Here is a 24,499-nt window from a genome sequence, read left to right on the forward strand (position 1 = left end):
CTGATCGGCGCCGGCTTCATCGGCCTGGAGGCCGCCGGCGCCCTGCGGGCGCGCGGCCTGGCCGTGCACGTGGTCGCTCCGGGCGCGGTGCCGATGGAACGCGTGCTCGGCGCCGAACTCGGCGGCTTCATCGCCGCGCTGCACGCGGCCGCGGGAGTGCGGTTCCACATGAATGCGACGCCGACCGGCTTCGACGGTGATGGACTGGCCCTGGCCGACGGCCGCCGCATCGACGCCGATCTCGTCGTCGTCGGCACCGGGGTGACGCCGCGCACCGCGTTGGCCGCGCAGGCCGGACTGGCCGTCGGCGACGGCATCCTCGTCGATGCGACATTGCAGACCTCGTTGCCCGATCATTACGCCGCCGGCGACGTCGCGCGCTATCCGCTCGCGGGCGACACCGCGCGCGTCGAGCATTGGGTGCATGCGCAGCGCCAGGGCCAGGTCGCCGCCGCCAACCTGCTCGGCGCCGGACTGGAATACACCGAGGTGCCGTTCTTCTGGACCCACCACCACGGTGTCGATCTGCGCTACTGCGGCCATGCCGCGCGCTGGGACGAAGTGCGCATCGACGGCGACCTGCCGTCGCACGATTTCACGGCGCGCTATTTCCGCGGCGGCAGGCTCGTCGCCGCGGCATCGGTGGGCCGCGATCGCGAAAATCTCGCGCTCGAGTCGCAGCTGCGCGGCGAACACTGAGGCGGCGGCTACCGCGTCGGCGCACACCGTCGGCGCACACCGATCGCCGCCGCGGCGGACCGCTACGCAATTCGCAACCGCCGCGCAGGAACTGCGCGGCCGGCGGTTCAGTCGGCCAGTTCCGCCGGACGGACCGTCACGGTGATTTCCCGATCGTGGCGCAGCACCGACATGGCGCAGTCGCGGTCGATGCGCTGCAGGTCGAGCAGCCGATGCAGGTCGTCGATGCTGCCGCTCGGACTGCCGCCGAAACTCACGATGAGGTCGCCGACGCGAAGGCCGGCCCTCTCCGCCGGCCCACCGGGAACGATCTCCATCACGCGCACGGCGCCGGCCTGATCGAGCCGGAAATGCCGCACGTAGCGCTGCGGCAGTCTCGTGTTCTGGCCGGCCAGGCCCAGGCTCGCACGGCGCACGCGGCCGTGCTGCAGCAGCTGCAGCACCACGCGCTGCACCGAATCGATCGACGTCGCGAAGCAGATGCCCTGCGCGCCGGCGATGATCGCCGTGTTGACGCCGACGACGCGGCCGCGCGCGTCGAGCAGCGGACCGCCGGAGTTGCCGGGATTCAGCGCGGCATCGGTCTGGATGACGTCGTCGATGAGGCGGCCGGTCGTCGCGCGCAAGCTGCGGCCGAGCGCGCTGACGACGCCGGCGGTCACGGTCGAGGCGAAGCCCATCGGATTGCCGATCGCCACGACGAGCTGGCCGACATGCAGGTTGCCGGCCGAGCCGAGAGCCAGGCTCGGCAGCGCGGAGGCCGCGGCGATCTTCAGCAGCGCGAGGTCGGTATGCGGATCGTCGCCGAGAACGGTAGCCTCGTAACGGCCGCCTGCAGTCGTGTGCACGGTGACGCGCCGCGCGCCGCGCACGACGTGCGAGTTGGTCAGGATCAGGCCGTCGGACGTGAACAGGAAGCCCGAGCCGGCGCCCATGGCCGGCCCCTCGCGTTCGCGACTGACCTCGATCGCGACGACGGCCGGATTGGCCGCGTCGTAGATGCCGGTCACGACGCGCGAGTAGGCGTCCAAAGCCGAGGCTTCGTTGTCGTCAGCGGGAAAATCGTCGCGCTCGAAGCACGAATCGGAAACAGGGATGTCCATGGCCGCGCAGATGGGGGCGCGGAAAAGGCAAACAAGCGCAAAGGCCCGGCACACGCCGTCGCGGAACAGGCCGGTTCGCCCCGCGGCGAGTCAGGACGAGCGGCGCGCCCGCGTGCGCGCGGCTTTCTTCGCCGCCGTGGATCGGCCGCCGGCGCCCTTCGTGCGCGCCGCTTTCTTCGCGGCCGTCGAACGATCCGCTGCGCTGCGCTTGCGCGCGGCCGACGTGGTCTGGCGCGACAGCGCCTGCTTCGATGCGGCGGCAGTGCCTTCGCGTTCGAGCGCCTTCGTCGTCGCGCGCGAACGCGTGCGCGAGATCTTCTTCGCGGCCGGCCGGTCGCCGGCCTTCAGATCCTGCTCGGCCTTGCGCCGCGTCGCGGCGCTGGTCGTGCCGGATTTCGGCGGCGCGAGATCGACGCCGGCGCGACGTGCCTTCGACAGGCCGATCGCGATGGCCTGCTTGGCCGAGCGCGCGCCGTGCTTGCCTTCGCGGATGTGCTCCATCTCCTCGCGCACGAATTCGCCGGCCTGCGTGCTGGACGCCTTGCCTTCGCGCTTGTCGCGCCGCGCGCGCTGCAGGGTCTGTTTCTCGGGCATGGGCGCTCTCCGCAGACGGTGACGAACCGACGCTAGTCTCAACGCGGTTAAACCCGGGACAATGCGAGGTGAGCGCAGCGGCGAACAGAACACCGCGCAATGAGAAGGCCCAGCGCCAAAGAGGTTTCTTCGACGGCTGAGCCTTCTACCGGATCTTGCCCTGGGCCGAAGCACTGAGCTTTTTCGGCGAGAGGAATGCTAGCGCGACCGGCGTTGTGGCACGGTGATGACTCGCGACGCTTTCGTTCACGGAAGAAGAACCGCGCCGACGCGAGCATGCGAACCGGATCGACAGCATTCGAGAAGGAGGCCGACATGGTCAGTGTAAGCGCGGTGATGACGCCGAACCCGGCGGTATGCGACGCGAACACGTCGGTGCGCGACGTGGCGCGGATGATGCTCGACAACGACTGCGGCGAGATTCCGGTCGTCGACTACAAGGGCAAGCCGATCGGCGTCGTTACCGATCGCGACATCTGCGTGCGCGTCGTCGCGATCGGCGGCGACGGCACGACTGCGGCAAGTGATGCGATGAGCTCGCCGGTGCGCACGGTCGCGGTGGACAGCAGCCTGCAGGACTGCGTCGCGTTGATGGAGAACGCGCGCATACGCCGCGTGCCCGTCGTCGACGGCGAAGGCAAGGTGACCGGCATCGTCGCGCTGGCCGACATCGCGCTGGCCGGCAAGAACAAGGAAACGGCGAAGGTCGTCAAGGAAGTATCGGCGCCGGCGCCGAACTGAGCGCTCCGCGCGCGCCGTCGACGGTGCCGAACCGCGACGGCGCGGCGGAACGATTCAACCCGCCGCCGGACGTCGCGGCAGCGCGACGTATTCGCGCCAGACGTAGCCCCACGGCACGACAGCCGCGAGCAGTGGAATGATCGCGAACGCGTAGGCCATTTCTTCGGCCTTGGAACCGGCCAGCATTCCGGCGTGCCACAGCGGCCATGCGACGAACGCGAGCCAGAGCGCCTTGTAGCCGATCGTGAAGATCATCAGCGGCAGCCAGCGCAGCGGGCGCGCAAGTCCGAACAGCGCGAGCGCCGGATACGTCGCCCAGACGCAGAACGCGACGGCGCGCAGGTGATCCCAGGGTCCTTCGTGGCGCAGCAGCGCACCCCACGCCTCGGGTACGACGAACACCAGCATCAGCAGGTAGAACAGCCGCAGCCCCCAGATCTGCACGGGACGCACGCCGTCGTGGCGCCGCGGGTCGGAGACGAAAAAGCCGGCGAATGCATTCATTGCTCATTCCTCGGGTGGCAGCGACGGATCGAACACGAGCAGATCGCCGGGCTGGCAGTCGAGCACCGCGCAGATCGACTCGAGCGTGGAGAAGCGGATCGCCTTGGCCTTGCCGGTCTTGAGGATCGACAGGTTCGCGACGGTGATGCCGATGCGCGCGGACAGCTCGGTCAAGGTCATGCGACGCTCGTGCAGTTTCTCGTCGAGCCGGACGACGATGCCCATCTCAGACGGTCCCTTCGAGATCGGCGCGCAGGCGTGCGCCTTCGGCGAATACGCGCGCGAGCACGAACAGCAGCAGCACGGCCAGCCATGGCGCGAACGAAAAACCGATGTCGACGTCGAGCGCCTGCGCCTTCGTCGTCGCGGCCCAGGCGATCGCGCCGATCGCGAGCCGCAGGATCTCGCCGGCGAACACCCACCAGGCGATGCGCTGCAGGCGGCCGGCGTTCTCCGCGACGAATGGATCGCCGGCACGCACGGTGTCGACGATCGCCGCGAGCTGCCGCAGTACGCGATCGACGACGCCGGCGGCGGCGAGGCCGACGACCGCCATCGCACGCATGCCGAGGATCAGGCGCGGGCGGTGCTCGCCGGAGCGCACGCCGAGCGCATCGAACACCCAGTCCTCCGCGACGAGGCCGGCAACGAACAGCACGGCGATCGCCAGCGCATAGAGCAGGTTCAGGACGATCAGGCCGCGCAGCAGCGGGCGCGACAAGGTCAAGGCATCGGAGGGGGCATTCATGGCGACGCATCCGGCGACATATCGTGGAACGATATTAATCGTATCGATAAACGATATTCAATAGGCCGAATGGCCACCGTTGCGACGAACGCGAAGCGCACCGGAGCCGATGGCCGGGCGGCAAGCGACAGAGGCAGGGAGCGGGCGGAGCCCGTTACGGCCGGCCGCCGGGGGACGGCGGACACCGGCGGTTCCGCCGAAATCGCGTGCGACCCGTGGAAGAACAACGGCGTGGCCGAACGGCCGACGCCGCCGATGCGGCCAGGTCGAAACGAAACGGGGTTCCGCGGAGCCCCGATGCCTTACCGATTCCGTCGCACTGGCACTGCCGGCAGCGGCGGCGTGCTCGCGCTCAGGCGGCGGCGCGGCGGCTAACGACCGAACGTTCCGGCCGCTTCAGCCGCACTTGGAATAGCCGCAATTCAGGCAGGTCGCGCAGCCGTCCATGAGGATCGTCGCGGCGACGTTGCACTTGTGGCACAGGGTCGCGCCGGGCGGGAACGTGTTCGCCGACGGCGCGGGTTCGCGCGTGCTCGATGCGGCGCCGGCCCCGGCCAGGCCGGCGGAGATTTCGCCCTGACGCGCGTCGGCGCTCACGTCAGCTTTTTTTTTTGCGCCCTGCTCGTAGGCCGCGCGCTTCTCGGCGATCAGCGCGCGCTGTTCGGGACTCAGTTCGGGATCGTGGATCAGGCCGATGGTCTTCAGGTGCTGCTCGACGACCGCGCCGAGCTCGGCCACGATCGACGGCATGTAGACGCCGCCGGCCTTGAAGTAGCCGCCGCGCGGATCGAACACGGCCTTGAGCTCCTCGACGATGAACGTCACGTCGCCGCCCTTGCGGAACACGGCCGACATGATCCGCGTCAGCGCGACGATCCACTGGAAGTGGTCCATGTTCTTCGAGTTGATGAAGATCTCGAACGGACGGCGCGACTCGTGCGGCGTGCCCTGGTTCAGCACGATGTCGTTGATCGTCACGTACAGCGCGTGCTCGAACAGCGGCGATTTGATCTTGTAGGTCGCGCCGATCAGGGTGTCGGGGCGCTCGACCTTCTCGTGCATCTGGATGACTTCGGCCATCGGCGGCTCGGGCGCCGCGGCGACGGGCGCGAGCACGGTACTGACCTGGGCCGCCTTGTCGTTCGGCTTCTCGACGCTGTAGCCCTTGATCTTCTTGCTGATCTTGATCGTCATGACGCAATTCCGCCGCTGGTCCGCCCGGCCTCCGGATTGGCGACGCCGCGCCGGAGGCGGTACGCGGCGGCGGCGATGCGAAAGCCCCGAAGGGCTGCCGGCGCGCATCGCGGCGTCCGGGCGAATGAGGCTTCCGGCGCCGCGGCCGGCGTCGAAAGGACCTCCGCGCCGGGTTACCGACGCGGAGTGGAAACAAGGCTGTGGCGCGTTGCCGCGCGTACTTGGCAGTGGGTCTTGCATGATGCGGAAGCGGCGAACCGGACCGGCCGAAGCGCCAGAGCGCTGCACGGACCGCATGACCGGGGCGCTTACACACCGCCAGTAAATACCGCGACGCAGCCTCGACGTCGCGGCATCACTTCCGTCCGGCCCCCTTATCCAGGGTTGGTGCGGACGGAAGCCTGGTTGCTCAGCGGCGCTTGGCCACCTTCTTGGCGGCCTTCTTGGCCGGCGCCTTCTTCACGCCGCCCTTCTTCGCCGCGGCCTTCTTGGCGATCTTCTTGGCCGGCGCCTTCTTGGCCGGTGTCTTCTTGCCTGCCGCCTTGCGGGCCGGAGCCTTCTTCACGGCGGCCTTTTTGGCGACCTTCTTCGCAGCAGCTTTCTTGGCCGGAGCCTTCTTCGCCGCCGCCTTCCTGGCCGGAGCCGCCTTCTTGGTCGCAGCCTTCTTCACGGCAGCCTTCTTGGCGACCTTCTTGGCCGCCTTCTTCGCCGCCGGCTTGGCCTTGCTGACGGCCTTCTTGGCCTTGGCGACGGCGGTCTTCACCGTTTCCTGGGCCGCGTCCTTCACTTCCTTGACCTTCTTGACGGCGGCCTTCGCGCGCTTGGCCACCGCTTCCTTTGCGTCCGAAGCGGCCGCGCTGACCGTGGCGACGGCGGCCTCGGTCTTCTCGGCCACGGCTTCGCCGACGTTCTGCGCGGTCTCTTTGACCGCTTCGATCGCATTGCTTACAGCTTCACCTACGGTTTGCATAAGAACCCTCCAGCTCCTCGTACGGGTTGTGGTCGGATGATCGGGGTGTTGCGGTGTGGACATTACTCCATTCCGCGCCCGCTCAAAACTTGCCGTAGTAACCCTCTTTGAGCGCGTCGAACAGATTGGCGGCCGTGTGAGTCTCGCCGTCGTACTCGATCTGCTCGTTGCCCTTGACCTCGACGATGCTGCCGTCGTCGAGTTCGAAGCGGTAGATGGTGTTCTCCAGGTCCGCTTCCTTGACCAGCACGCCCTGGAAAGCGGCCGGGTTGAAACGGAACGTGGTGCAGCCCTTGAGCCCCTGCGCGTGGGCGTAGGTGTAGATGTTCTTGAAGTCTTCGTACGGGTAGTCGGTCGGCACGTTGGCCGTCTTGGAGATCGACGAGTCGATCCACTTCTGCGCCGCGGCCTGGATGTCGACGTGCTCGGTCGGCGAGATGTCGTCGGCCGCGACGAAGTAGTCCGGCAGCTTTTCCTCGGGCTTGTCCGAGAACGGCATGGCCTTGGCGTTGATGAGCTCGCGATAGGCCAGCAGCTCGAAGCTGAACACCTCGACTTTTTCCTTGGTCTTCTTGCCTTCGCGGATCACGTTGCGCGAGTAGTGGTGCGCGAACGACGGCTCGATGCCGTTCGAGGCGTTGTTGGCCAGCGACAGCGAGATCGTGCCGGTCGGCGCGATCGAGGAATGGTGGGTGAAGCGCGAGCCGTGTTCGGCCAGCGCGTTGACGAGGCCCGGAGCCACCTCGGCGACGCGCTGCATGTAGCGGCTGTAGTGGGCGTGCAGCACGCGGCCCGGGATGCTGTCGCCGACCTTCCAGCCGTCGCGCTCCATTTCCGGACGGCGCCGCAGCATGGCCGCGGTGACCGTGTAGTCGCGCGCGAGCACCGGCGCCGGGCCTTTCTCCTGCGCGAGCGCGAGGCCGACTTCCCAGCCGGCCAGGGCCATCTCGCGGCTGACCTCTTCGGTGAACGCGCAGGCTTCCCTGGAACCGTAGCGCAGCTTGAGCATGGTCAGGGTCGAGCCCAGGCCGAGATAGCCCATGCCGTGGCGGCGCTTGGACAGGATTTCCTCGCGCTGCTGTTCGAGCGGCAGGCCGTTGATCTCGACGACGTTGTCGAGCATGCGCGTGAACACGCGCACGACTTCCTTGTATTCCTCCCAGTCGAAGCGCGCCTTCGGACCGAACGGGTCGCGCACGAACACGGTCAGGTTGATCGAGCCGAGCAGGCAGGAGCCGTACGGCGGCAGCGGCTGCTCGCCGCAGGGATTGGTCGCGCGGATGTTCTCGCACCACCAGTTGTTGTTCATCTCGTTGACGCGGTCGATCAGGATGAAGCCCGGCTCGGCGTAGTCGTACGTCGAGACCATGATCATGTCCCAGAGGTGGCGCGCCTTGATGTGGCCGTAGACCTTGCAGGCGACCAAGCCGTCGTCGCGCACGACGTAATTGGCCGTCGTCGGCCAGTCGCGCCAGACCACCGCGGCCGCGTCGTCCAGGTCGCTCTCGTCGCGTTCCTTGACGTTGATCGGGAACACCAGCGGCCAGTCGCCGTCGGCGTGCACGGCGCTCATGAAGTCGTCGGTGATCAGCAGGCTCAGGTTGAACTGGCGCAGGCGGCCGTCTTCGCGCTTGGCGCGGATGAAGTCCTTGACGTCCGGATGGCTCACGTCGAACGTGCCCATCTGCGCGCCGCGCCGGCCGCCGGCCGAGGACACGGTGAAACACATCTTGTCGTAGATGTCCATGAAGGACATCGGGCCGGACGTGTACGCGCCGGCGCCCGAGACGTAGGCGCCGCGCGGACGCAGGGTCGAGAACTCGTAGCCGATGCCGCAGCCGGCCTTCAGGGTGAGGCCGGCCTCGTGGACCTTCTGCAGGATGCCGTCCATCGAGTCCTCGATGGTGCCCGAGACGGTGCAGTTGATCGTCGAGGTCGCCGGCTTGTGCTCGAGCGCGCCGGCGTTGGAGGTAATGCGGCCGGCCGGAATCGCGCCGTGGCGCAGCGCCCAGAGGAAGCGTTCGTTCCAGTACTGCTGCTTGTCGGGTGTGGCTTCCACTTCCGACAGCGCGCGGGCGATGCGCTGGTAACTGTGGTCTATCGACAGGTCTACCGGCTCGCCCTGCTTGGTCTTGAGGCGGTATTTCTTGTCCCAGATGTCCTGCGAGGCGGGCTGCAGCGGAATCGCGGCCGCGCCGCGCGCAAGATCTTCAAGGCGCACCGTACTCATGTCTGCTCTCGTCCTCCCGAGTCCCTTTTGTCGGCCGAACGTAGTCGGTCTGGACGCTCGTACTCCCGTGCGGTCGCGAACGGTCCGGTCGCCATGGCCGGACTGCCGCGCCAAGGCTGCAAACGGTACAGGAACCGCTGCGGCCTGCCTGATTGACCCCAAGTTTTGGGGCTACCCCCCGGTGATCAGGCACAACATCTTGTGATTGCGAGCGGCGGCTAACCTACGCCCGGCCTTCCGCGGTGTCAATCGCAAGATCGTGAAAGCGGTCTCGCGAACGACATCGCGACAACGGAATTTGCAGTTGCTTACGTCCGCGGCGCCTACATGAATACGGTAACCCGCAGCGGAAACCGCCGGCGCTTCGCGTTGTCCATGTCGCGAATCGTCTTCCGGCGATCCTTCCTTTGCGAACCTTCTCCAGCGGAGCCTCCATGTCCTCGTTGACCCGACTCGTGCTCGTTTCCACCCTGACCCTCGGCCTCGGCGCCGCGGCCGGCCTGCTCGCGACGGCGCAGCGGCCGGCGCAGGCCGCACTGCCGCCGGTCGTCGACGGCCAGGCCCTGCCCTCGCTGGCGCCGATGATCGAGCGCGTGACGCCGGCCGTCGTGAACATCTCGTCCAAGACGCATACGCGCGTGCGCGATCCGCTGCTCGACGATCCATTCTTCCGCCGCTTCTTCGGCGTGCCGAACATGCCGCAGGAACGCGTCGAGCAGTCGCTCGGCTCCGGCGTCATCGTCGATGCGGCCAAGGGCTACGTGCTGACCAACAACCACGTCGTGCAGGGCGCCGACGACATCGGCGTGACCTTGAGCGACGGCCGCAGCCTGAAGGCGAAGCTCGTCGGCACCGATCCGGACACTGACGTCGCGGTGATCCAGATCCCGGCCGAGAACCTCAAGGCGGTCAGCCTGGCCGATTCGACGCGGCTGCGCGTCGGCGACTTCGTCGTCGCGATCGGCAATCCGTTCGGACTCAATCAGACGGTGACTTCGGGCATCGTCTCCGCGCTCGGCCGTTCGGGCCTGCGCGGCCTGGGCTACCAGAACTTCATCCAGACCGATGCGTCGATCAATCCGGGCAATTCCGGCGGCGCGCTGGTCAATCTCAACGGCGAGCTCGTCGGCATCAACACAGCGATCTTCTCGCCGTCCGGCGGCAACGTCGGCATCGGCTTCGCGATTCCGTCGACCCTGGCCGGCGACGTCATGCAGCAGCTGATCAAGACCGGCACGGTCAAGCGCGGCTCGCTCGGCATCGAGACACAGAACCTTACGCCGGACATCGCGCAGATGCTCGACGTGCCGGCCGGCCGCGGCGCCGTGGTCACGCGCGTGCAGAGCGATTCGGCCGCGGAAGCCGCCGGGCTGCGCCTGGGCGACGTCGTCGTCGGCGTCAACGGCAAGCCGGTCAACGACCAGCAGGACCTGCACAACGCCGAAGGCCTGTTGCCGATCGGCAGCGACGTCGAGCTCAAGGTGCTGCGCGACGGCCGCGAGACCACGGTCACGGCCAAGCTCGTCGGCCGCAATACGGCCAGCGCCGAAGGCCAGAACCTCGATCCGCGCCTCGGCGGCGCGCAGTTCGCCGACATCGGCGAACGCCAGCGCCAGCAGGGCCTGCGCGGCGTGACCATCGCGCGCGTCGCGAACGGCAGCCGCGCCGAGACGAACAACCTGCGCAGCGGCGACGTCGTCGTCGCGGTCAACCAGGTCGACATCCGCTCGCTCGACGACCTGACCGCGCTGACCAAGCGCCGGCCGCGCCAGCTGCTGCTGACGATCGTGCGCGGCCAGAACGCCTTCTTCGTGATGTGCGAATGACGCGAAAGCGAGGGTTTCCGCTACCGGCGCGCCCCGGAAACGGCCGCGGCCGGCGAGCCGGCCGGCGGTTTCGTGACGGCCTTCAATAGTGAACGGGCCGTCGCGCCGCCGCCGCGGATCGCGTGGTATCGTGAGCCGATTCAGCATTTCGTCGGGTTCCCAACGGTGACTATCTCGCGTCCGTTCCGCGCCCTGCCGCGCGCCCTGTTCCTCGCCTGCGCCGCCTGCTGGCTGATTCCGCTGTCGGCTGCCGAGCCCGCTGCCAAACCGGCCGACACGAAGCCGGCAGCCGCTGTGAAACCGGCCGCCGCGCCCGCGGCCAAGCCGGCCGCCGCCAAGCCCGCCGCGGCGAAACCGGCCACGGCCAAGCCCGCTGCGGCGGCGTCCAAGCCGAACCAGAGCCTGGTCTGGCGCGGCGACATCGCGAGTGCGCGAGGCCTCATGAGCGAGCTCGCGAAACTCTACGAACGCGAGAAGAAGGTCCGCATCCAGCTGACGCCGTTCAGCACGGTCTCGGGCATCGACGCGGTCACGCAGGGCAGCGCCGACTTCGCCGGCAGCCTGCGGCCCAACCATCCCAAGCGCAACGAGGAATCCGGTCTGACCTTCGTGCCGGTGGCCTGGGACGGCCTGGTCATGATCACCTCGCCGGCCAATCCGGTCTCGAACATCTCGATCAAGGACATCTGGCGCGTCTACTACGGCCGCGCCGACAACTGGAAGCTGCTCGGCGGCAACGACAAGGCGATCAACATGTACGCCGTGGCCGGCCCGCTCGACGGCGTCGAATACGCGCTGCGCTGGCTGATCTTCAGGAACGGCGACCAGCGCGTGGCCGTGCCGCGCGTCTATCTGAACACCTCCAAGCTCGAGGAAGCCGTCACCCTGGATCCCTCCGGCCTCGGCGTCAGCACCCTGTCGAACACGGCCGGCAATCCGAAGCTGAAGCTGCTCAACGTCGAAGGCGTGGTGCCGTCGACGGCCAGCGTGCGCGACGGCAGTTATGCGCTGTACACGCCGGTCTACGTCGTGCTGCGCGAGGACGGCAGCAACGCTGCGGCGGTCAAGGATTTCATCGCCTGGCTCGAGACGCCGAACGCCAAGGCGCTGCTGCTCAAGCGCCAGCTGCTGCCGTACGCCGACGGCCTCGCGCTCAAGGACGGCGACGCGACGCGTCTGGCCATGATCGAGACCAAGGTCAACGAGACGCCGCTGGCCGCGCCGGCCGCGACCGCCGCGGCGCTGACGCGCGTCGCGCCGACGTCGGCCCTGACTCAGGAAGCCAAGGCCGAAGCCGCCGAATCGCGCAGCAAGAAGGCCTCGGCGAAGAAAGCCAAGGCCGCCGCCGGCGCAGCGGCGGAGGCCGGCGGCGGGTGATGCAGATCCGGGCGGTCAGCCTCGACCTCGACGACACGCTCTGGCCGATCGCGCCGATCGTGCGGCGCGCCGAGCAGCGCCTGCACGACTGGCTGCAGCAGCATTGCCCGCCGGTCGCAGCGGCCTATCCGATCGACGGCATGCGCGCGCTGCGCGAGCGCATCGCCGAACAGAACCCGCAGCTCGCCCATGACTACACCGCACAACGCAAGCTCAGCCTGACCGAAGCGCTGCAGCCGCACGGCTACGGCGACCTGATGGAAGCCGCGTTCGATGCGTTCTACGCGGCGCGCAACGAGGTCGAGCTCTATGCCGACTCGCTGCCCGCGCTGCAGCGCCTCGCCGCGCGCCTGCCGCTGATCAGCCTGTCCAACGGCAACGCCGATCTCGGCCGCATCGGCCTGCGCCACCTGTTCGCCGACTGCATCAGCGCGCGCGAGTTCGGCATGGCCAAGCCCGCGCCGGAGATCTTCCACGAGGCCTGCCGCCGCCTCGGCCTCGCGCCGCAGCAGGTGCTGCACGTCGGCGACGATCCGCTGCTGGACGTGCACGGCGCGCGCAGCGCCGGCCTGCCGACGGCCTGGCTCAATCGCGACGGCGCCGCCTGGGCGCAGGCGCAGCGCGCCGACGTCGAGTTCCGCGACCTGACCGAGCTCGCCGACTGGCTGGAGCTGCGCCTCGCCGCCTGAAACCCCGCCGCGGCACGGGACTTGCTGCCGCCTGCCCGAATTCCGTCACGCCACTCCCGCCAGGAACACGCATGCAAGGACTGATCGAACTGCGCCGCAACAGCCGGGCCACCGAACTGGTCGCGCTGACCCCGGAAACATTGGACGCGCAGCTCAAACACCTCGGCGCCAAGGCTCGGCGCTGGGTCGAAAGCCAGGGCTTCAAGGCCGAAGCCGGCAGCCTGCTGCACGTACCCGGCGACGACGGCAGCCTGCGCTGCGTGCTGTTCGGCGCCGGCCGCCGCGACGACATCTACGCGTTCGCGAGCCTGCCGCAGCGCCTGCCGCCCGGCGACTACCGCCTGGCCGGCGACGCGACCGATCTCGAACGCGCGGCGCTGGGCTGGGCCCTGGGCGCCTACCAGTTCACGCGCTACAAGAAGCCGCGCCGCGCGCCGGCGCAGCTGGCCGTCGAAGCCGCCGTGATCGCCGCGGTCGCGCCGCTCATCGAAGCCGCGACGCGCGTGCGCGACCTCATCAACACGCCGACCGAAGACATGGGCCCGGCCGAGCTCTGCGCCGCGATGCGCGATCTCGGCAAGGCCCATGGCGCGAAATACCGCGAATGGGTCGGCGACGCGCTGCTCAAGAACAACTTCCCGACGATCCATGCGGTCGGCCGTGCGAGCCATCGCGCGCCGCGCCTGGCCGAACTGAACTGGGGCCGCAAGGGTCCGCATCTCGTCATCGTCGGCAAGGGGGTCTGCTTCGACACCGGCGGCCTCGATCTCAAGCCCGCCGACGGCATGCGCTGGATGAAGAAGGACATGGGCGGCGCCGCGCATGCGATCGCGCTGGCCGGCCTTGTCATGCAGGCCAAGCTGCCGGTGCGCCTGACCCTGCTGATTCCGGCCGTCGAGAACGCCGTCGCCGGCAACGCGTACCGCCCCGGCGAAGTCATCACGACGCGCGCCGGCATCAGCGTCGAGATCGACAACACCGACGCCGAGGGCCGTCTCGTGCTCTGCGACGCGCTGGCCTATGCGGCCGAACAGAAACCCGATCTGATCCTCGACTTCGCGACCCTGACCGGCGCCGCGCGTGTCGCGCTCGGCCCGGACCTGCCGGCGCTGTTCTGCAATCGCGACGACCTCGCCCAGCAGTTGCTCGACGCCGGCGCCGCGCAGCAGGATCCGCTCTGGCGCATGCCGCTGTGGCGGCCGTACCTGACCATGCTCGATTCCGGCATCGCCGACCTGGCCAACGCCGGCCCTTCGCGCCATGCCGGCGCGATCACCGCCGCGCTCTACCTCGAACGCTTCGTGCCCGACGCGATCGCCTGGGCGCACCTGGACGTCTATTCCTGGAACGACGGCGAACGCCCCGGCAAGCCCAAGGGCGGCGAAGCCCAGGGCCTGCGCGCGTATTTCGACTTCCTGCGCCGGCGCTACGGCGGCGAGCGCAAGACGGGCTGACGCGCCGGGAGCGATCCGCCCCACCTGCGGATGCACGTGGGGCGGAAGGCGCGACGTGGCGCACTCAGATCAGCGAATACCCCAGCAGCGCCTCGGGTGTCAGGCACGCGGCGGCCGGATACGGCGGCACGTCGATGCGCTCGCCGGCGGCGATGCGCTGCTGCAGTTCCAGCCACCAGCGCACGTCGAAGATTTCGCCGTGGCGCTGCATGAGCGCATCGCGCAGTTCGTCGGTCAGGCCGAGAAAGCGCGGAAACTGCTGCGGAAACACGTCGTGCGGGCCGACGTACCAGGCCTCGCTGCCGCTCGCGCCGTCGCCTTCGTCGTCGGGCAGCGCGCGGAAGCGGCATTCGGCGACGAGGCAAAGCTCGTCGTAGTCGTAGAAGATCGCGCGGCCGTTGCGCGTGATGCCGAAGTTCTTCAGCAGCAGGTCGCCGGCGAACACGTTGCTGCGTGCTAGATCGCGGATCGCCTGGCCGTAGTCGAGGATCGCGCGCCGCGCCGCGTCGGCGCCGACTTCGCGCAGATACAGGTTCAGCGGCCGCAGCCGCCGCTCGATGTAGCAGTGCGCGATGACGAGATCGTTGCCGTCGACATAGGCGCTGTCGCGGCATTCGGCGAGGATTTCCCGCAGCAGCGGCTCGGCGAAGCGGCGCAGCGGAAAGCGCAGGAAGCGGAATTCCTGCGCGTCGACAAGGCGGCCGGCGCGGTCGCGGTGGAACACGAGCCGGTACTTGGCCATGACCTCCTCGCGCGCGCTTTCCTTCGGAAACGCGAAGCGGTCGCGGATCAGCTTGAACACGAGCGGATACGACGGCAGGGTGAACACGAGCATGACCATGCCGCGTTCGCCGTCCGCATGCACGAGCGGCTCGTCGGGATCGCGCTGCAGATGCCGGAAGAAATGCCGATAGCGCTCGGTCTTGCCCTGCTTGGCGCGGCCGAGCACGGTGTAGAGCTCGTCGATCGGCTTGGACGGCAATATCGTGCGCAGGAACACGACGGCGTCGCCGACCGTCGCGAGATCGGCGTGGAAATAGCTGCGCGTGTAGCCGAACACCTGCGCGACGTGCTCGCGCTCGGTCAGCACGGCGTCGGCGCGGATGCCGCCGGGTTCGTGCACGAGCGCGATGACCAGCGGCGCGATGCGTTCGGCGCCGAGCACGCGGCCGACGAGGTACGCGCGCCGCTCGCGGTAGAACACGGTCTGCAGCAGCTCGATTGCGCGAACCGGATCGCTGCCCCAGCCGTCGAGCCGGCGCGACACGGCTTCGGCGATGCGGATCGCGCAGAGGCCCGCATGCGCGTAGGCCGCGGCGAACGGATAGTCGTCGAGGATGGCTTGGCAGACGCGCGGCAGATTGCTCCAGACCGCGTAGCTGTGGCGCGCGACCGGATGCGTGATGCGGTCGGTCGGCTCGATGTCGAGCGCGACGAACTCGATGTCGGCGTCGACGCCGCGGGTCTTGAAGAAGCGCCGCGTCTGCGTGTTGTACCAGGTCTTGTACAGCTCCTGGTCCAGCAGGTGCGCGACGATGGCCGCGTAATGCGCATGGATGCCGCGCCACAGCGCGCGGTCGCGCAGCGCCTCGCCGAGATGCGCCTCGAGCTGTGCGGCCATGCGCAGCGCACAGGCGTCGTAGAGCTCGATGCGCTCCACCGCATCCTCGTTCGCGCCGGCCCAGTCGCGCGCCTCGAACCGCCGCTGCGCGCGCTGCGTGATCGCCCGGAAACGCGCGTGGTAGTCCTCGAAGCCGGCATGGATCAGGGCGGCGGCTTCGGCGGCGGCGGACGGTGTGCTCATGCGCGCGGACGGTCGGCGGTGAGCCCGAGTATCGCGATTGCGGCGGCGGCCGGATAGAGGCCCACCGCGGCAAGTACGCGGTCCGTGTCAGGCGCCGGAATGTCGCGCCCCACTGCACCGCTCGCCGCGACGTTGCCGTGTCACCTCGCGTCGCGCGTCCCCGAAAACGATTCCCGTCCCGGCTTCTCCGACGCGTTCATGCAACCGCCGCTAGGATGTCCCGATGACGACCGATGACATGGCGGCGCCGGCGACCATCCGTTGCGGCGACCTGTACTGGATAGGCCCCGACGACGATGCCGCCGTCGCACCGTCCCACGCCCATCCGCATGTCGTGGTGCAGGACGACGTGTTCAACCGCTCGCGCATCGCGACCGTGGTCGTCTGCGCATTGACCTCGAACCTGCGGCGCGCGGGCGAACCCGGCAACGTGCTGCTCGATCCCGGAGAAGGCGGGCTGACGCGGCAGAGCGTCGTCGTGGTGTCGCAGATCGATGCCGTGGACAAGGCGCGACTGGGCGCGCACATAGGCCGCCTGTCGCCGCAGCGCGTCGCGCAGATCCTGGCCGGGCTGCGCTTTCAGCAGGAGGCGTTCTTCGGGCCGTCGCGCTGAGCGCAGCGCCGGCATCGCGTCGGAATGCCGCGCCCCGATCGGGGCGCGGCGACATGGCAGACGGCGACGCGGCGTTGCGCCACTTCGCGCTCAGGCCTTACAGCGCCTTGATCAGCTCATCGGCGAACTCGGAGCACTTGATCTCCTTGGCGCCTTCCATCAGACGGGCGAAATCGTAGGTCACGGTCTTGTTGCCGATGGCCTTGTCCATCGCCGCAATGATCGCGTCGGCGGCTTCGGTCCAGCCCATGTAGCGCAGCATCATTTCGCCGGACAGGATGACCGAGCCCGGGTTGACCTTGTCGAGGTTGGCGTACTTCGGCGCGGTGCCGTGGGTGGCTTCGAACACGGCGTGGCCGGTCTTGTAGTTGATGTTGCCGCCCGGCGCGATGCCGATGCCGCCGACCTGCGCGGCCAGCGCGTCGGACAGGTAATCGCCGTTGAGGTTCAGGGTCGCGATCACGTCGAATTCGTCCGGACGCGTCAGCACCTGCTGCAGGGTGATGTCGGCGATCGCGTCCTTGATCAGGATCTTGCCCTTGGCCAGCTCGGCCTTCTGCTCGGCGTTCGCCTCGGCCTCGCCCTTGGCGGCCTTGGTGCGCTCCCACTGTTCCCAGGTATAGACCTGGCCGCCGAATTCGCGCTCGGCCAGGGCGTAGCCCCAGTTGCGGAACGCGCCTTCGGTGAACTTCATGATGTTGCCCTTGTGCACCAGGGTCACCGACTTGCGCTTGTTGGCGATGGCGTATTCGATCGCCGCGCGGATCAGGCGCTCGGAGCCGTCCTTCGACACCGGCTTGATGCCGATGCCCGAGGTTTCCGGGAAGCGGATCTTGCCGAATTCCTTCGGGAAGTTTTCCTTGAGCAGGGCGAGGAACTTGGTGTTCGCTTCGCTGCCCTGTTCGAACTCGATGCCGGCGTAGATGTCTTCGCAGTTCTCGCGGAAGATCACCATGTCGACCTTGTCCGGCGACTTGACCGGCGAGGGCACGCCCTTGAACCAGCGCACCGGGCGCAGGCAGACGTAGAGGTCGAGCATCTGGCGCAGAGCGACGTTGAGCGAGCGGATGCCGCCGCCGATCGGCGTGGTCAGCGGGCCCTTGATCGAGACCAGATAGTCGCGGCAGGCCTGCACGGTGGAATCCGGCAGCCAGCTGCCGAACTGGTTGTTGGACTTTTCGCCGGCGTAGATCTCGAGCCAGTGGATCTGGCGCTGACCGCCGTAGGCCTTCTTCACCGCCGCGTCGAACACGCGCACCGAAGCGCGCCAGATGTCGGCGCCCGTGCCGTCGCCTTCGATGAACGGAATGATCGGATTGTCGGGAACGTTGAGGACGCCGTTGTCGATCGTGATCTTGGCGCCGCCGGCGGGGGCGGTGATGGTGGGCTCGGCCATGAGAATCTCCGGTGGGAAGGAAGGCAGGCGGCTGCCGGGAGGACTAGCCGGCTATTGTCGCGGTTGGACACTGACGCGTCCATGTCGCCGCCCGCGGCTACGCAATTCCTGCGCGTTCGCGGCGGCACCGGCCAGCGCGCAATTTCCCGCACCCGCCGTCCGGCGCGCTGCCTAGACTGACCGGCATACGCAGTCCGGGCGCGGCCAGGCCCGCCCCGGTCCGTGGCAGCCGCGTCCGGCGCGAGCCGGCGCCGCGTCCGGGCTGCGTTCCGTCACCGACCTACCCGGAGCGCGCATGAAATCGCTGCCGTTCGCCGCCGCGGCCCTGATCGCCGCAGGCCTGGTCGCCTCCGAGGCGCTGGCTGCCCGGCCGGCGCCCGCGAGCCGGCCGGCCTGCAGCGCGACCGAATCGCGGCCGCTGGAGTTCTGGCTGATCGGCCGCGACGCCGGCGCGATGCCGGCGGAAGTCCGCGAGCGACGGCGTCTCAGGGCCGTGCTCGACGGCTGTGCGATCAGCGAGCACTGGAGCAGCGCGGCCGTCCCACCCGCAGGCGGCGATGACCACCGCGACCCGGATGTACGGAGAGTCGCGTCGGCGGTCCTGCGGCGGCGCGTCGCGACGGCGCGCACGGCAGCGGCGCCGCCCTAGCCGTGGCGGTTGAAAAACGCTGCGTACGCCCGCGCGGTCGATGCCGCTCCCGCATTGCCGCGCCGCAGCCGCGGCGATACCGTCTGCGATCCATTCCGCACGAGTCCGCCCATGACCGAGCAGCATCTTCGCGGCGGCATCAGGTTCGCCGCCGGCGTCTTCCTGATTTCCGCCGGCATGCAGGCCATGGCGCACTATCAGTTCTACGTCGCCGGCATGGGCCTGGACGAGCGCCGCCGCGCCGTCATGGAAGCGATGCAGAGTTACGTGCTCGTGCCGCGCCTCGGCACGACGCTATGGACCCTGCACTGCATGTTCAGCCTGAGCTTCGCGATCTTCCTGATCCTTGCCGGCACGGCGTACTGGTGGATGGCCAAGGACATGCCGGTGTCGAAGCTGCGCGCGCTCGCGACCGCCAGCGCCGGCCTGTGCCTGGCGGCGGGCCTGCTCGTCGCGGTCGCGTATCCGGTCGTGCACACCGTCGCGATCCTGCTGCTCTCCGGCCTGGGCTTCACCTGGGCCGCCTGGCGCGGCCGCGGCGCGGCGCTCGGCCGCAGCTGAAACACGGACTGCGACGGCGATCCGGCCGACGCAGTATCGCGCGGGCTCGCACTTCGTCGGCGGCCTCGGCTGCAGCGACGGATCGATCGCCGCCGCCGACGCAGCGCAGTCTGCCAGACGCGACCGTCGACGCGCGCCGCGCCGGGACGCGCGTTACCGCAACAGCCAGTTTTTCGCGGCTACCTGCGCCTTTGACTCTCTCGGGAGTTCGTCATGTCCGCGGATGCCAGGACCCCGCTCGACCACGTCGCCGCCCTGCTCGCGCAGCTCAAGGAGATGCGCCACTACGCCAAGAACAACGTCGAGAACTTCACGGCGCAATGCTGCTGTTCGACGGCGAGCTCGCGAAGCTCGCGCAGGCCGACCGCATCGAGTCGCTGATGACGCGCCAGAGCGAGCTGTACGACGCGATCGAAGCGGCGATCGCCGCGCTGGAGGAGCTGTCGACGACCCTGCAGCCGCCGCCGGAAGACGATTCCGCTAGTCGCGGCCGGCGGTTCCGCCACCTCGATCGTGTCCGCACCCAGGCGGCTCGCGAGGGCGATGCGATCAGCCCGCGGGCGCGCCCGCCGCCGGCGCGACATTCAGCGACGGAGTCGCGAGGCCGCGATCGGCATCGCCGCTCGCACCGGTGCGCAGGTTCGCCGGGATGTGCCCGACATCGCCGACCGCGATCACCTTGATGCGCCCGTCCGGTTCGACCCGGATGCGTGTGAGGCTCGCATGGCCCACCGACATCTCCAGCCAGGCCGCTGTATCCACGCCGAGCGCCCGCGTGACCAGATAGCGGATGACGTTGCCGTGGCAGACGAACAGTTCCGTGCGCGCCGCGCCCTGCGCGGGTCGGAAATACGTCGCGAACAGGCGATCCAGCCGCGCCTTGCAGGCCGCCGCGTCTTCGGGTTTCTCCTTCGCCATGACCTCGGCATGGCGCGTCGGCGGCGTGCATTCGGCGAGGTCGTCGACCACCTCGAACGCGCGCCCAGGAAACTCTGCGCCGATCGCCGCGGCCGTGTCGCGCGCCCGCTGCATCGGGCTGACACGCAGCGCATCCGGCCGCGGCAGCTCGCCGCGCAGCCGCGCGCCGGCGAGCCGCGCCTGGGCGACGCCGATCGGCGACAGCGGCGGACCGACCTTCTCGTCGATGGCGGCATCGGGCAGGTAGTTGCCGTGGCGCACGAGCACGATGTCGCGCACGGCCGGCACCGCGGAGGCCGGCTGCTCCGCCGCGGCGGGCGGAGCAGCCGTTGCGAGCGCGAACACGGCGACGCACAGCGCCGGGAAGACGGATCGGTTCATCGGAAGACTCCGGCGGAAAAGGCGATTCGTCTTCTCGCACCGATGTCCGGCAGGGGTCAAGCGTTGCGGTCGCGGCGGCGAGCGCTGCCGCAACGCGGCAGGCGATTCCGCGGCGGTGCGGGTTCAGCTGCGATCGCTGCGCAGCGCCTGGGTCTCGCGCCGGTCGCCGGCGGCCTTGGCCGCGACGACGAGGCTCAGGCCGATGATGCCGGCGATGATCAGCACGGCGCCGAGCGCCGCCGTGCCCGTCGGCAGCGGCTCGTGCAGGAAGGCCACGCCGAGCGTGGTCGCGAACAGGATCTCGGCCGCCTGCATGGCCTCGACCGCGCCCAGCGCCGTCGCGTCGTTGCGCACGAGGCCGGTCGCGTGGAAGAACAGGATCGTCGCGACGGTGCCGGCGAACAGCGCGACGCCGCCGGCCAGCAGTACCTGCGGCAAGCCCGGCCAGCCGGCCTCGCGGCCCGCGTACGCGGCGACGAGCAGCCAGAACGGCTGGCTCGCCAAGGTCATGCCGAACACGCGCTGGGTCGCGTTGAGCTCCTCGCCGCTGCGCTCCAGGTGCAGCAGGATCTGCCGGTTGCCGAGCGGATACAGCACGGCCGCGATGCAGACGCTGACGAGCGCGGCCCAGGCGCGCGCGTCGAGCCGGCCGGCGAAATGGCCGTACTGCAGCAGCAGCACGCCGGCGACGATGACGAGGCCCAGCGACAGCGCGCGCTTGGGCAGGCGTGCGCGCGCGTCGCGGTAGATCAGCGGCGCGAGCAGCATGCCGGCGACGACGGTGATCTGGAAACTGCCGGCGACCAGCCACGACGGCCCGCTGGCCGCGGCCCAGGTCAGGCAGACACAGAACACCGTGAAGCCGACGCCGCTCCAGAGCAGCCACGGCAGCGGATGCGCGCGCAACGCGCGCAGCACCGGCGCGAAGCCGCCGTTGAACGGCACGACCAGCGCGAGCAGCGGCAGGGTCAGCAGGTAGCGCAGCGCCGCGGTCCAAGCCCAATGGCCGCCGTCGACCGCGCTCGCGCGGTTGAGCACGTAGGTCGCCGTGAAGAACAGCGCCGACAGCAGGCCGACGCCGACCGCATACAGCGCCGACGGGCGCCGTGCGTTCACTCCGCGTCGACGCGGCAGATGCGGTTGCGGCCGGCCTGCTTGGCGCGATACAGCTGCTGGTCGGCCGCGCGCATCAGATCCGACAACGAGCTCATGCCGCGGCGCCATTGCGCGAGGCCGATGCTGACGGTCACCGTCGCCGGCGTGCCGCCGAGATCGAACGGGCTGGCCTCGATCGCGCGGCGCAGACGCTCGGTCGACGCGGCCGCCTCGGTCAGGTCCTGCTCGGCGTAGACGAGCGCGAACTCCTCGCCGCCGATGCGCGCGACCAGCTGGTCGGCGCGCGCGTTGTGGCGCAGCAGCTGCGCGATGCCGCGGATCACGCCGTCGCCGGCCGGATGGCCGTAGCGGTCGTTGATCGGCTTGAAGTGATCGATGTCGACCAGGGCCAGGCACAGCGCGCGCAGGTGCCGCGTCGCGCGCAGGATCTCCTTCTCCATGAGCTCCTGGAACTGGCGCCGGTTGTACAAGCCGGTCAGCGGATCGGAGGTCGCGAGCTGGTAGAGCTCCTCGTGGTAGCGCGCCTCGACCGAACCCTGCTCCATGAACTTCAGGATGCTGTCGCCGACGCCGATGTGGTCGCCGTCGCGCAGCTCGGCCTCGAGAATGGGCTGCTCGTTGAGGAAGGTCTTGTTGGTCGAATCCAGGTCGCGGATGCGGTAGCCGTTGGCCTCGCGCCAGATGCGGCAGTGCTGACGCGAAATGCTGCGGTGGTTGATCTGCAGCTCCGCGTCCGGCGAGCGGCCGATGACGACGGCGGCATCGGCGAGCTCGAGGCGGTGGCCGAGGTTCTCGCCGTGGATCACGACGAGGCAGGCCGAGCCCACGCGCGCGGAGCGCTCGCCGGGCGGGCGTATCGTGCGTCGCTGGGTGGTGTTGCCGTTGCGCGGGGCCATCAGCCGAGTGTAGCGGCAGCCGGCGGCTTTCACGCAGCCGCCGATCTCGCTTTCCTCATCCGGCCAAAGGGGACGGCGCCGGCCGCAGGCGCACGAGCAGCCCGACCAGGACCAGCAGCAGCAGCGCCGCGCCCGCGTTGTGCGCCGTGGCCACCGGCAGCGGCAGGCCGAGCAGCACGTTGCTGACGCCCAGGGCGATCTGCAGCAGCAGCGCCGCGAGCACGGCCAGCGCCCAGCGGCCGAAGCCGCGGCGCCAGGCCGCGGCGACCACGCCGAGCAGATGGCCGAACACCAGCAGCGCGCCGATGCGGTGGCTGAGCTGGATCGCGGTGCGCGCGTCGGCGTCGAGCACGCCGCCTTCGTAGTTCACGCCGATCCCGCGCCAGAGCACGAACGCCTCGCGGAAATCGGTCGCCGGCCACCACTGGCCGGCGCAGGTCGGGAAATCGGTGCCGCAGGCCAGCGCGGCGTAGTTCGCGCTGGTCCAGCCGCCGAGTGCGATCTGCAGCGCGACCAGCACGAGGCCGACGACGACGAGGCGCCGCAGCGCCGCGGTGTCGACGCGGCCGAACGGCGCAAGGCTCAGGCGCAATGCGACATAAGACAGAAGGCTAAACGTGGACAACCCGCCGAGCAGGTGCGCCATGACCACGACCGGCTTGAGCTTCCATGTCACGGTCCACATGCCGAGCAGAGCCTGGAACACGATCAGCACCGACGCGCCGACGAGCACGCCGGCGAGACTGCCGAACTCGCGCCGGCGAAGGACCGCGAACGCAGCCAGCGTGAACGTCGTGAGGATCAGGCCGCCGGCGAGGAAGCGGTGCACCTGCTCGCGCCAGGCCTTGTGCGACTCGACCGCGCGCTCGGGGAACGCCGCGTTGGCCGCCTCGATCTCGTGGTCGTGCTTGGGCCAGGTCAGCTTGCCGTAGCAGGTAGGCCAGTCGGGACAGGACAGGCCGGCGTTGGACAGGCGCACGAACGCGCCGAACACGATGACGAGCAGGGCGAAGGCGACGGCGAACCAGGCGAGGTTGCGCAGCAGCGGCCGCGTGATGAAGGTCGGGCGGGTCATGGCATCAACGGATCAGACGGGACAGGTCCTGGCGCACGCCCGCAGGGTCGTAGCCGGGTTCGAAACGCAGCATCAACAGCCCGGCCGGATCGACGACGGCCGCCGCGACCGTGTCGGGCGCAGCCGGCCGCAGCGCCTGCAGCGGCGCGGCAGCGGACTCGACGAAGTCGATGCGCGGGTATTGGTCGAGCCGCGCCGGCGTGGCCTCGACGCCGAGCGCGGCGATGCGCAGGCGCGGCGCCTTCTGCGTCAGCAGCGACCAGATCTTCTCGGCGTCGGCCAGGGTCCGTTCGCAGGCCGCCGCGCAGCCGGGGCCTGCGATCAGCACGAGGGTCCAGCGGTACTGGCCGTCCTTCCAGGCGAACGCCGCGTCGCGCTGCGCACGCGGCGCGTCGCCGGCCAGCGCCTGCGGCGGCTGCACGAGCACCCCGTTGTTGCGCAGCTTGTGCGGCTGCCAGTCGGCCAGGCGCAGCGCGAACGCGACGACCATCGGCGCGAGGAATACCAGCATGATCGCGATCAACTGCAGTCGCTTGCGGGTTTGACTATCCATCCACCGATTCCTCAATTGCTCTTGCGCCAGTGCAGGCCGACGAAGATGACGCCGGCGACGAGCGCGAACGTGAACCACTGCAGCGCATAGCCGCGATGTTTTTCCGGCGCCATGATCGCCGGCGTCCAGCTGCGCACGAAGGCCGATCCCGGCTCCGCGTCGAGCAGCAACAGGCGCGGCGCGACCGGCGCGCCGAGGTCGGTCGCGATTGCGGCGAGATCGACGAACAGGGTCAGCTTCGGCCAGCCGCTCTGCCGCGGCAGCGCGTCGCCGCCGACGCGCAGGCCGCCGCCCGGCGCGGGCGCGTAGATACCGTGCAGCTCGACGTCGGTCAACGGCAGTTCCGGCCAGGCCGGCGCCGGCCCCCCCGGCGGCGCCGCGACCCACCCCAGATCGACGAGCAGGCGA

At 69.4% G+C, this 24,499-nt stretch carries 26 protein-coding genes; 10 read left to right on the forward strand and 16 right to left on the reverse strand.

What is annotated here, in order from left to right:
- The coding region (locus NON22_RS05990; protein WP_257386022.1) for an NAD(P)/FAD-dependent oxidoreductase at positions 1-699 on the forward strand (699 nt) is incomplete at its 5' end.
- 107 nt (positions 700-806) lie between these two features.
- On the opposite strand, the gene NON22_RS05995 is transcribed toward NON22_RS05990, so the two are convergent.
- Together NON22_RS05995 and NON22_RS06000 are read right to left on the reverse strand one after the other, a co-directional pair.
- A complete protein-coding gene (locus tag NON22_RS05995; RefSeq protein ID WP_257386023.1) occupies positions 807-1,802 on the reverse strand; it encodes a S1C family serine protease in 996 nt (331 codons plus the stop codon).
- Positions 1,803-1,892: 90 nt separating this feature from the next.
- A complete protein-coding gene (locus tag NON22_RS06000; RefSeq protein ID WP_257386024.1) occupies positions 1,893-2,396 on the reverse strand; it encodes a DUF6496 domain-containing protein in 504 nt (167 codons plus the stop codon).
- 315 nt (positions 2,397-2,711) lie between these two features.
- Here NON22_RS06000 and NON22_RS06005 point away from each other — a divergent pair, with 315 nt between their 5' ends.
- Positions 2,712-3,137: a CBS domain-containing protein gene (locus NON22_RS06005; RefSeq protein WP_257386025.1), complete on the forward strand. Its 426-nt coding sequence runs from the start codon at positions 2,712-2,714 to the stop codon at positions 3,135-3,137.
- A gap of 54 nt (positions 3,138-3,191) precedes the next feature.
- Here the strand turns inward: NON22_RS06005 and NON22_RS06010 are convergent, their stop codons facing one another.
- From NON22_RS06010 to NON22_RS06035, 6 genes are all read right to left on the reverse strand, one after another.
- Positions 3,192-3,641, reverse strand: coding sequence for a hypothetical protein (locus tag NON22_RS06010; protein ID WP_257386026.1), 450 nt, complete (start codon positions 3,639-3,641; stop codon positions 3,192-3,194).
- Between the two features lie 3 nt (positions 3,642-3,644).
- Positions 3,645-3,866, reverse strand: a complete 222-nt coding sequence (locus tag NON22_RS06015) for a helix-turn-helix domain-containing protein (RefSeq protein ID WP_257386027.1) — start codon at positions 3,864-3,866, stop codon at positions 3,645-3,647.
- A gap of 1 nt (position 3,867) precedes the next feature.
- Complete coding sequence (locus NON22_RS06020; protein ID WP_257386028.1) at positions 3,868-4,389, reverse strand: DUF2975 domain-containing protein; 522 nt, start codon at positions 4,387-4,389, stop codon at positions 3,868-3,870.
- A 396-nt stretch (positions 4,390-4,785) separates the two neighbouring features.
- On the reverse strand, positions 4,786-5,583 hold the full coding sequence (locus NON22_RS06025) for a TSCPD domain-containing protein (RefSeq protein WP_257386029.1): 798 nt from the start codon (positions 5,581-5,583) through the stop codon (positions 4,786-4,788).
- 409 nt (positions 5,584-5,992) lie between these two features.
- Positions 5,993-6,553 carry a hypothetical protein gene (locus tag NON22_RS06030; protein WP_257386030.1) on the reverse strand — a complete coding sequence of 187 codons (561 nt, stop codon included), beginning with the start codon at positions 6,551-6,553 and terminating at the stop codon, positions 5,993-5,995.
- Positions 6,554-6,635: 82 nt separating this feature from the next.
- A complete protein-coding gene (locus NON22_RS06035) occupies positions 6,636-8,783 on the reverse strand; it encodes an adenosylcobalamin-dependent ribonucleoside-diphosphate reductase (RefSeq protein WP_257386031.1) in 2,148 nt (715 codons plus the stop codon).
- A gap of 434 nt (positions 8,784-9,217) precedes the next feature.
- Here NON22_RS06035 and NON22_RS06040 point away from each other — a divergent pair, with 434 nt between their 5' ends.
- From NON22_RS06040 to NON22_RS06055, 4 genes are all read left to right on the forward strand, one after another.
- On the forward strand, positions 9,218-10,609 hold the full coding sequence (locus NON22_RS06040) for a DegQ family serine endoprotease (protein WP_257386032.1): 1,392 nt from the start codon (positions 9,218-9,220) through the stop codon (positions 10,607-10,609).
- A 165-nt stretch (positions 10,610-10,774) separates the two neighbouring features.
- Positions 10,775-11,986, forward strand: coding sequence for a substrate-binding domain-containing protein (locus NON22_RS06045; RefSeq protein WP_257386033.1), 1,212 nt, complete (start codon positions 10,775-10,777; stop codon positions 11,984-11,986).
- Positions 11,986-12,675, forward strand: coding sequence for an HAD family hydrolase (locus NON22_RS06050; RefSeq protein ID WP_257386034.1), 690 nt, complete (start codon positions 11,986-11,988; stop codon positions 12,673-12,675). The genes NON22_RS06045 and NON22_RS06050 overlap by 1 nt, the downstream gene beginning before the upstream one ends.
- Positions 12,676-12,746: 71 nt before the next feature.
- Positions 12,747-14,129, forward strand: a complete 1,383-nt coding sequence (locus NON22_RS06055) for a leucyl aminopeptidase family protein (RefSeq protein ID WP_257386035.1) — start codon at positions 12,747-12,749, stop codon at positions 14,127-14,129.
- A gap of 64 nt (positions 14,130-14,193) precedes the next feature.
- On the opposite strand, the gene aceK is transcribed toward NON22_RS06055, so the two are convergent.
- On the reverse strand, positions 14,194-15,933 hold the full coding sequence (aceK, locus tag NON22_RS06060; protein ID WP_257386036.1) for a bifunctional isocitrate dehydrogenase kinase/phosphatase: 1,740 nt from the start codon (positions 15,931-15,933) through the stop codon (positions 14,194-14,196).
- A 223-nt stretch (positions 15,934-16,156) separates the two neighbouring features.
- On the opposite strand from aceK, the gene NON22_RS06065 reads away from it, so the two are divergent.
- The gene (locus NON22_RS06065; protein WP_257386037.1) at positions 16,157-16,546 is read left to right on the forward strand and encodes a type II toxin-antitoxin system PemK/MazF family toxin; all 390 of its coding nucleotides are present in this window, start codon (positions 16,157-16,159) and stop codon (positions 16,544-16,546) included.
- Positions 16,547-16,643: 97 nt separating this feature from the next.
- Here the strand turns inward: NON22_RS06065 and icd are convergent, their stop codons facing one another.
- The gene (icd, locus tag NON22_RS06070; protein WP_257386038.1) at positions 16,644-17,942 is read right to left on the reverse strand and encodes an NADP-dependent isocitrate dehydrogenase; all 1,299 of its coding nucleotides are present in this window, start codon (positions 17,940-17,942) and stop codon (positions 16,644-16,646) included.
- A gap of 295 nt (positions 17,943-18,237) precedes the next feature.
- Here icd and NON22_RS06075 point away from each other — a divergent pair, with 295 nt between their 5' ends.
- The 3 genes from NON22_RS06075 to NON22_RS06085 all read left to right on the forward strand — a co-directional run bounded on the left by NON22_RS06075 (position 18,238) and on the right by NON22_RS06085 (position 19,533).
- Complete coding sequence (locus NON22_RS06075) at positions 18,238-18,591, forward strand: hypothetical protein (protein ID WP_257386039.1); 354 nt, start codon at positions 18,238-18,240, stop codon at positions 18,589-18,591.
- Positions 18,592-18,702: 111 nt separating this feature from the next.
- Positions 18,703-19,152, forward strand: a complete 450-nt coding sequence (locus NON22_RS06080; RefSeq protein ID WP_257386040.1) for a hypothetical protein — start codon at positions 18,703-18,705, stop codon at positions 19,150-19,152.
- A 213-nt stretch (positions 19,153-19,365) separates the two neighbouring features.
- On the forward strand, positions 19,366-19,533 hold the full coding sequence (locus NON22_RS06085; protein WP_257386041.1) for a hypothetical protein: 168 nt from the start codon (positions 19,366-19,368) through the stop codon (positions 19,531-19,533).
- 168 nt (positions 19,534-19,701) lie between these two features.
- On the opposite strand, the gene NON22_RS06090 is transcribed toward NON22_RS06085, so the two are convergent.
- From NON22_RS06090 to NON22_RS06115, 6 genes are all read right to left on the reverse strand, one after another.
- A complete protein-coding gene (locus NON22_RS06090) occupies positions 19,702-20,451 on the reverse strand; it encodes a histidine phosphatase family protein (protein ID WP_257386042.1) in 750 nt (249 codons plus the stop codon).
- Between the two features lie 123 nt (positions 20,452-20,574).
- Positions 20,575-21,567 carry a multidrug resistance efflux transporter family protein gene (locus NON22_RS06095; RefSeq protein WP_257386043.1) on the reverse strand — a complete coding sequence of 331 codons (993 nt, stop codon included), beginning with the start codon at positions 21,565-21,567 and terminating at the stop codon, positions 20,575-20,577.
- Positions 21,564-22,463 carry a GGDEF domain-containing protein gene (locus tag NON22_RS06100; protein WP_257386044.1) on the reverse strand — a complete coding sequence of 300 codons (900 nt, stop codon included), beginning with the start codon at positions 22,461-22,463 and terminating at the stop codon, positions 21,564-21,566. The genes NON22_RS06095 and NON22_RS06100 overlap by 4 nt, the downstream gene beginning before the upstream one ends.
- Before the next feature lie 55 nt (positions 22,464-22,518).
- Positions 22,519-23,538 carry a COX15/CtaA family protein gene (locus NON22_RS06105; protein ID WP_257386045.1) on the reverse strand — a complete coding sequence of 340 codons (1,020 nt, stop codon included), beginning with the start codon at positions 23,536-23,538 and terminating at the stop codon, positions 22,519-22,521.
- Positions 23,539-23,542: 4 nt separating this feature from the next.
- Positions 23,543-24,091, reverse strand: a complete 549-nt coding sequence (locus NON22_RS06110) for a hypothetical protein (RefSeq protein ID WP_257386046.1) — start codon at positions 24,089-24,091, stop codon at positions 23,543-23,545.
- An 11-nt stretch (positions 24,092-24,102) separates the two neighbouring features.
- Positions 24,103-24,499: SURF1 family cytochrome oxidase biogenesis protein (locus NON22_RS06115; RefSeq protein ID WP_306673663.1), on the reverse strand; the 397-nt coding region annotated here is incomplete at its 5' end.

The organism is Tahibacter caeni (genome assembly GCF_024609805.1).
In the GTDB taxonomy this organism is placed as follows: domain Bacteria; phylum Pseudomonadota; class Gammaproteobacteria; order Xanthomonadales; family Rhodanobacteraceae; genus Tahibacter; species Tahibacter caeni.

Bases quoted from the DNA above. Each gene is read 5' to 3' on its own strand.
- NON22_RS05995 (WP_257386023.1), bottom strand. From the start codon at position 1,802: ATGGACATCCCTGTTTCCGATTCGTGCTTCGAGCGCGACGATTTTCCC.
- NON22_RS06000 (WP_257386024.1), bottom strand. From the start codon at position 2,396: ATGCCCGAGAAACAGACCCTGCAGCGCGCGCGGCGCGACAAGCGCGAA.
- NON22_RS06005 (WP_257386025.1), top strand. From the start codon at position 2,712: ATGGTCAGTGTAAGCGCGGTGATGACGCCGAACCCGGCGGTATGCGAC.
- NON22_RS06010 (WP_257386026.1), bottom strand. From the start codon at position 3,641: ATGAATGCATTCGCCGGCTTTTTCGTCTCCGACCCGCGGCGCCACGAC.
- NON22_RS06015 (WP_257386027.1), bottom strand. From the start codon at position 3,866: ATGGGCATCGTCGTCCGGCTCGACGAGAAACTGCACGAGCGTCGCATG.
- NON22_RS06020 (WP_257386028.1), bottom strand. From the start codon at position 4,389: ATGAATGCCCCCTCCGATGCCTTGACCTTGTCGCGCCCGCTGCTGCGC.
- NON22_RS06025 (WP_257386029.1), bottom strand. From the start codon at position 5,583: ATGACGATCAAGATCAGCAAGAAGATCAAGGGCTACAGCGTCGAGAAG.
- NON22_RS06030 (WP_257386030.1), bottom strand. From the start codon at position 6,553: ATGCAAACCGTAGGTGAAGCTGTAAGCAATGCGATCGAAGCGGTCAAA.
- NON22_RS06035 (WP_257386031.1), bottom strand. From the start codon at position 8,783: ATGAGTACGGTGCGCCTTGAAGATCTTGCGCGCGGCGCGGCCGCGATT.
- NON22_RS06040 (WP_257386032.1), top strand. From the start codon at position 9,218: ATGTCCTCGTTGACCCGACTCGTGCTCGTTTCCACCCTGACCCTCGGC.
- NON22_RS06050 (WP_257386034.1), top strand. From the start codon at position 11,986: ATGCAGATCCGGGCGGTCAGCCTCGACCTCGACGACACGCTCTGGCCG.
- NON22_RS06055 (WP_257386035.1), top strand. From the start codon at position 12,747: ATGCAAGGACTGATCGAACTGCGCCGCAACAGCCGGGCCACCGAACTG.
- aceK (WP_257386036.1), bottom strand. From the start codon at position 15,933: ATGAGCACACCGTCCGCCGCCGCCGAAGCCGCCGCCCTGATCCATGCC.
- NON22_RS06065 (WP_257386037.1), top strand. From the start codon at position 16,157: ATGACGACCGATGACATGGCGGCGCCGGCGACCATCCGTTGCGGCGAC.
- icd (WP_257386038.1), bottom strand. From the start codon at position 17,942: ATGGCCGAGCCCACCATCACCGCCCCCGCCGGCGGCGCCAAGATCACG.
- NON22_RS06075 (WP_257386039.1), top strand. From the start codon at position 18,238: ATGAAATCGCTGCCGTTCGCCGCCGCGGCCCTGATCGCCGCAGGCCTG.
- NON22_RS06080 (WP_257386040.1), top strand. From the start codon at position 18,703: ATGACCGAGCAGCATCTTCGCGGCGGCATCAGGTTCGCCGCCGGCGTC.
- NON22_RS06085 (WP_257386041.1), top strand. From the start codon at position 19,366: ATGTCCGCGGATGCCAGGACCCCGCTCGACCACGTCGCCGCCCTGCTC.
- NON22_RS06090 (WP_257386042.1), bottom strand. From the start codon at position 20,451: ATGAACCGATCCGTCTTCCCGGCGCTGTGCGTCGCCGTGTTCGCGCTC.
- NON22_RS06100 (WP_257386044.1), bottom strand. From the start codon at position 22,463: ATGGCCCCGCGCAACGGCAACACCACCCAGCGACGCACGATACGCCCG.
- NON22_RS06105 (WP_257386045.1), bottom strand. From the start codon at position 23,538: ATGACCCGCCCGACCTTCATCACGCGGCCGCTGCTGCGCAACCTCGCC.
- NON22_RS06110 (WP_257386046.1), bottom strand. From the start codon at position 24,091: ATGGATAGTCAAACCCGCAAGCGACTGCAGTTGATCGCGATCATGCTG.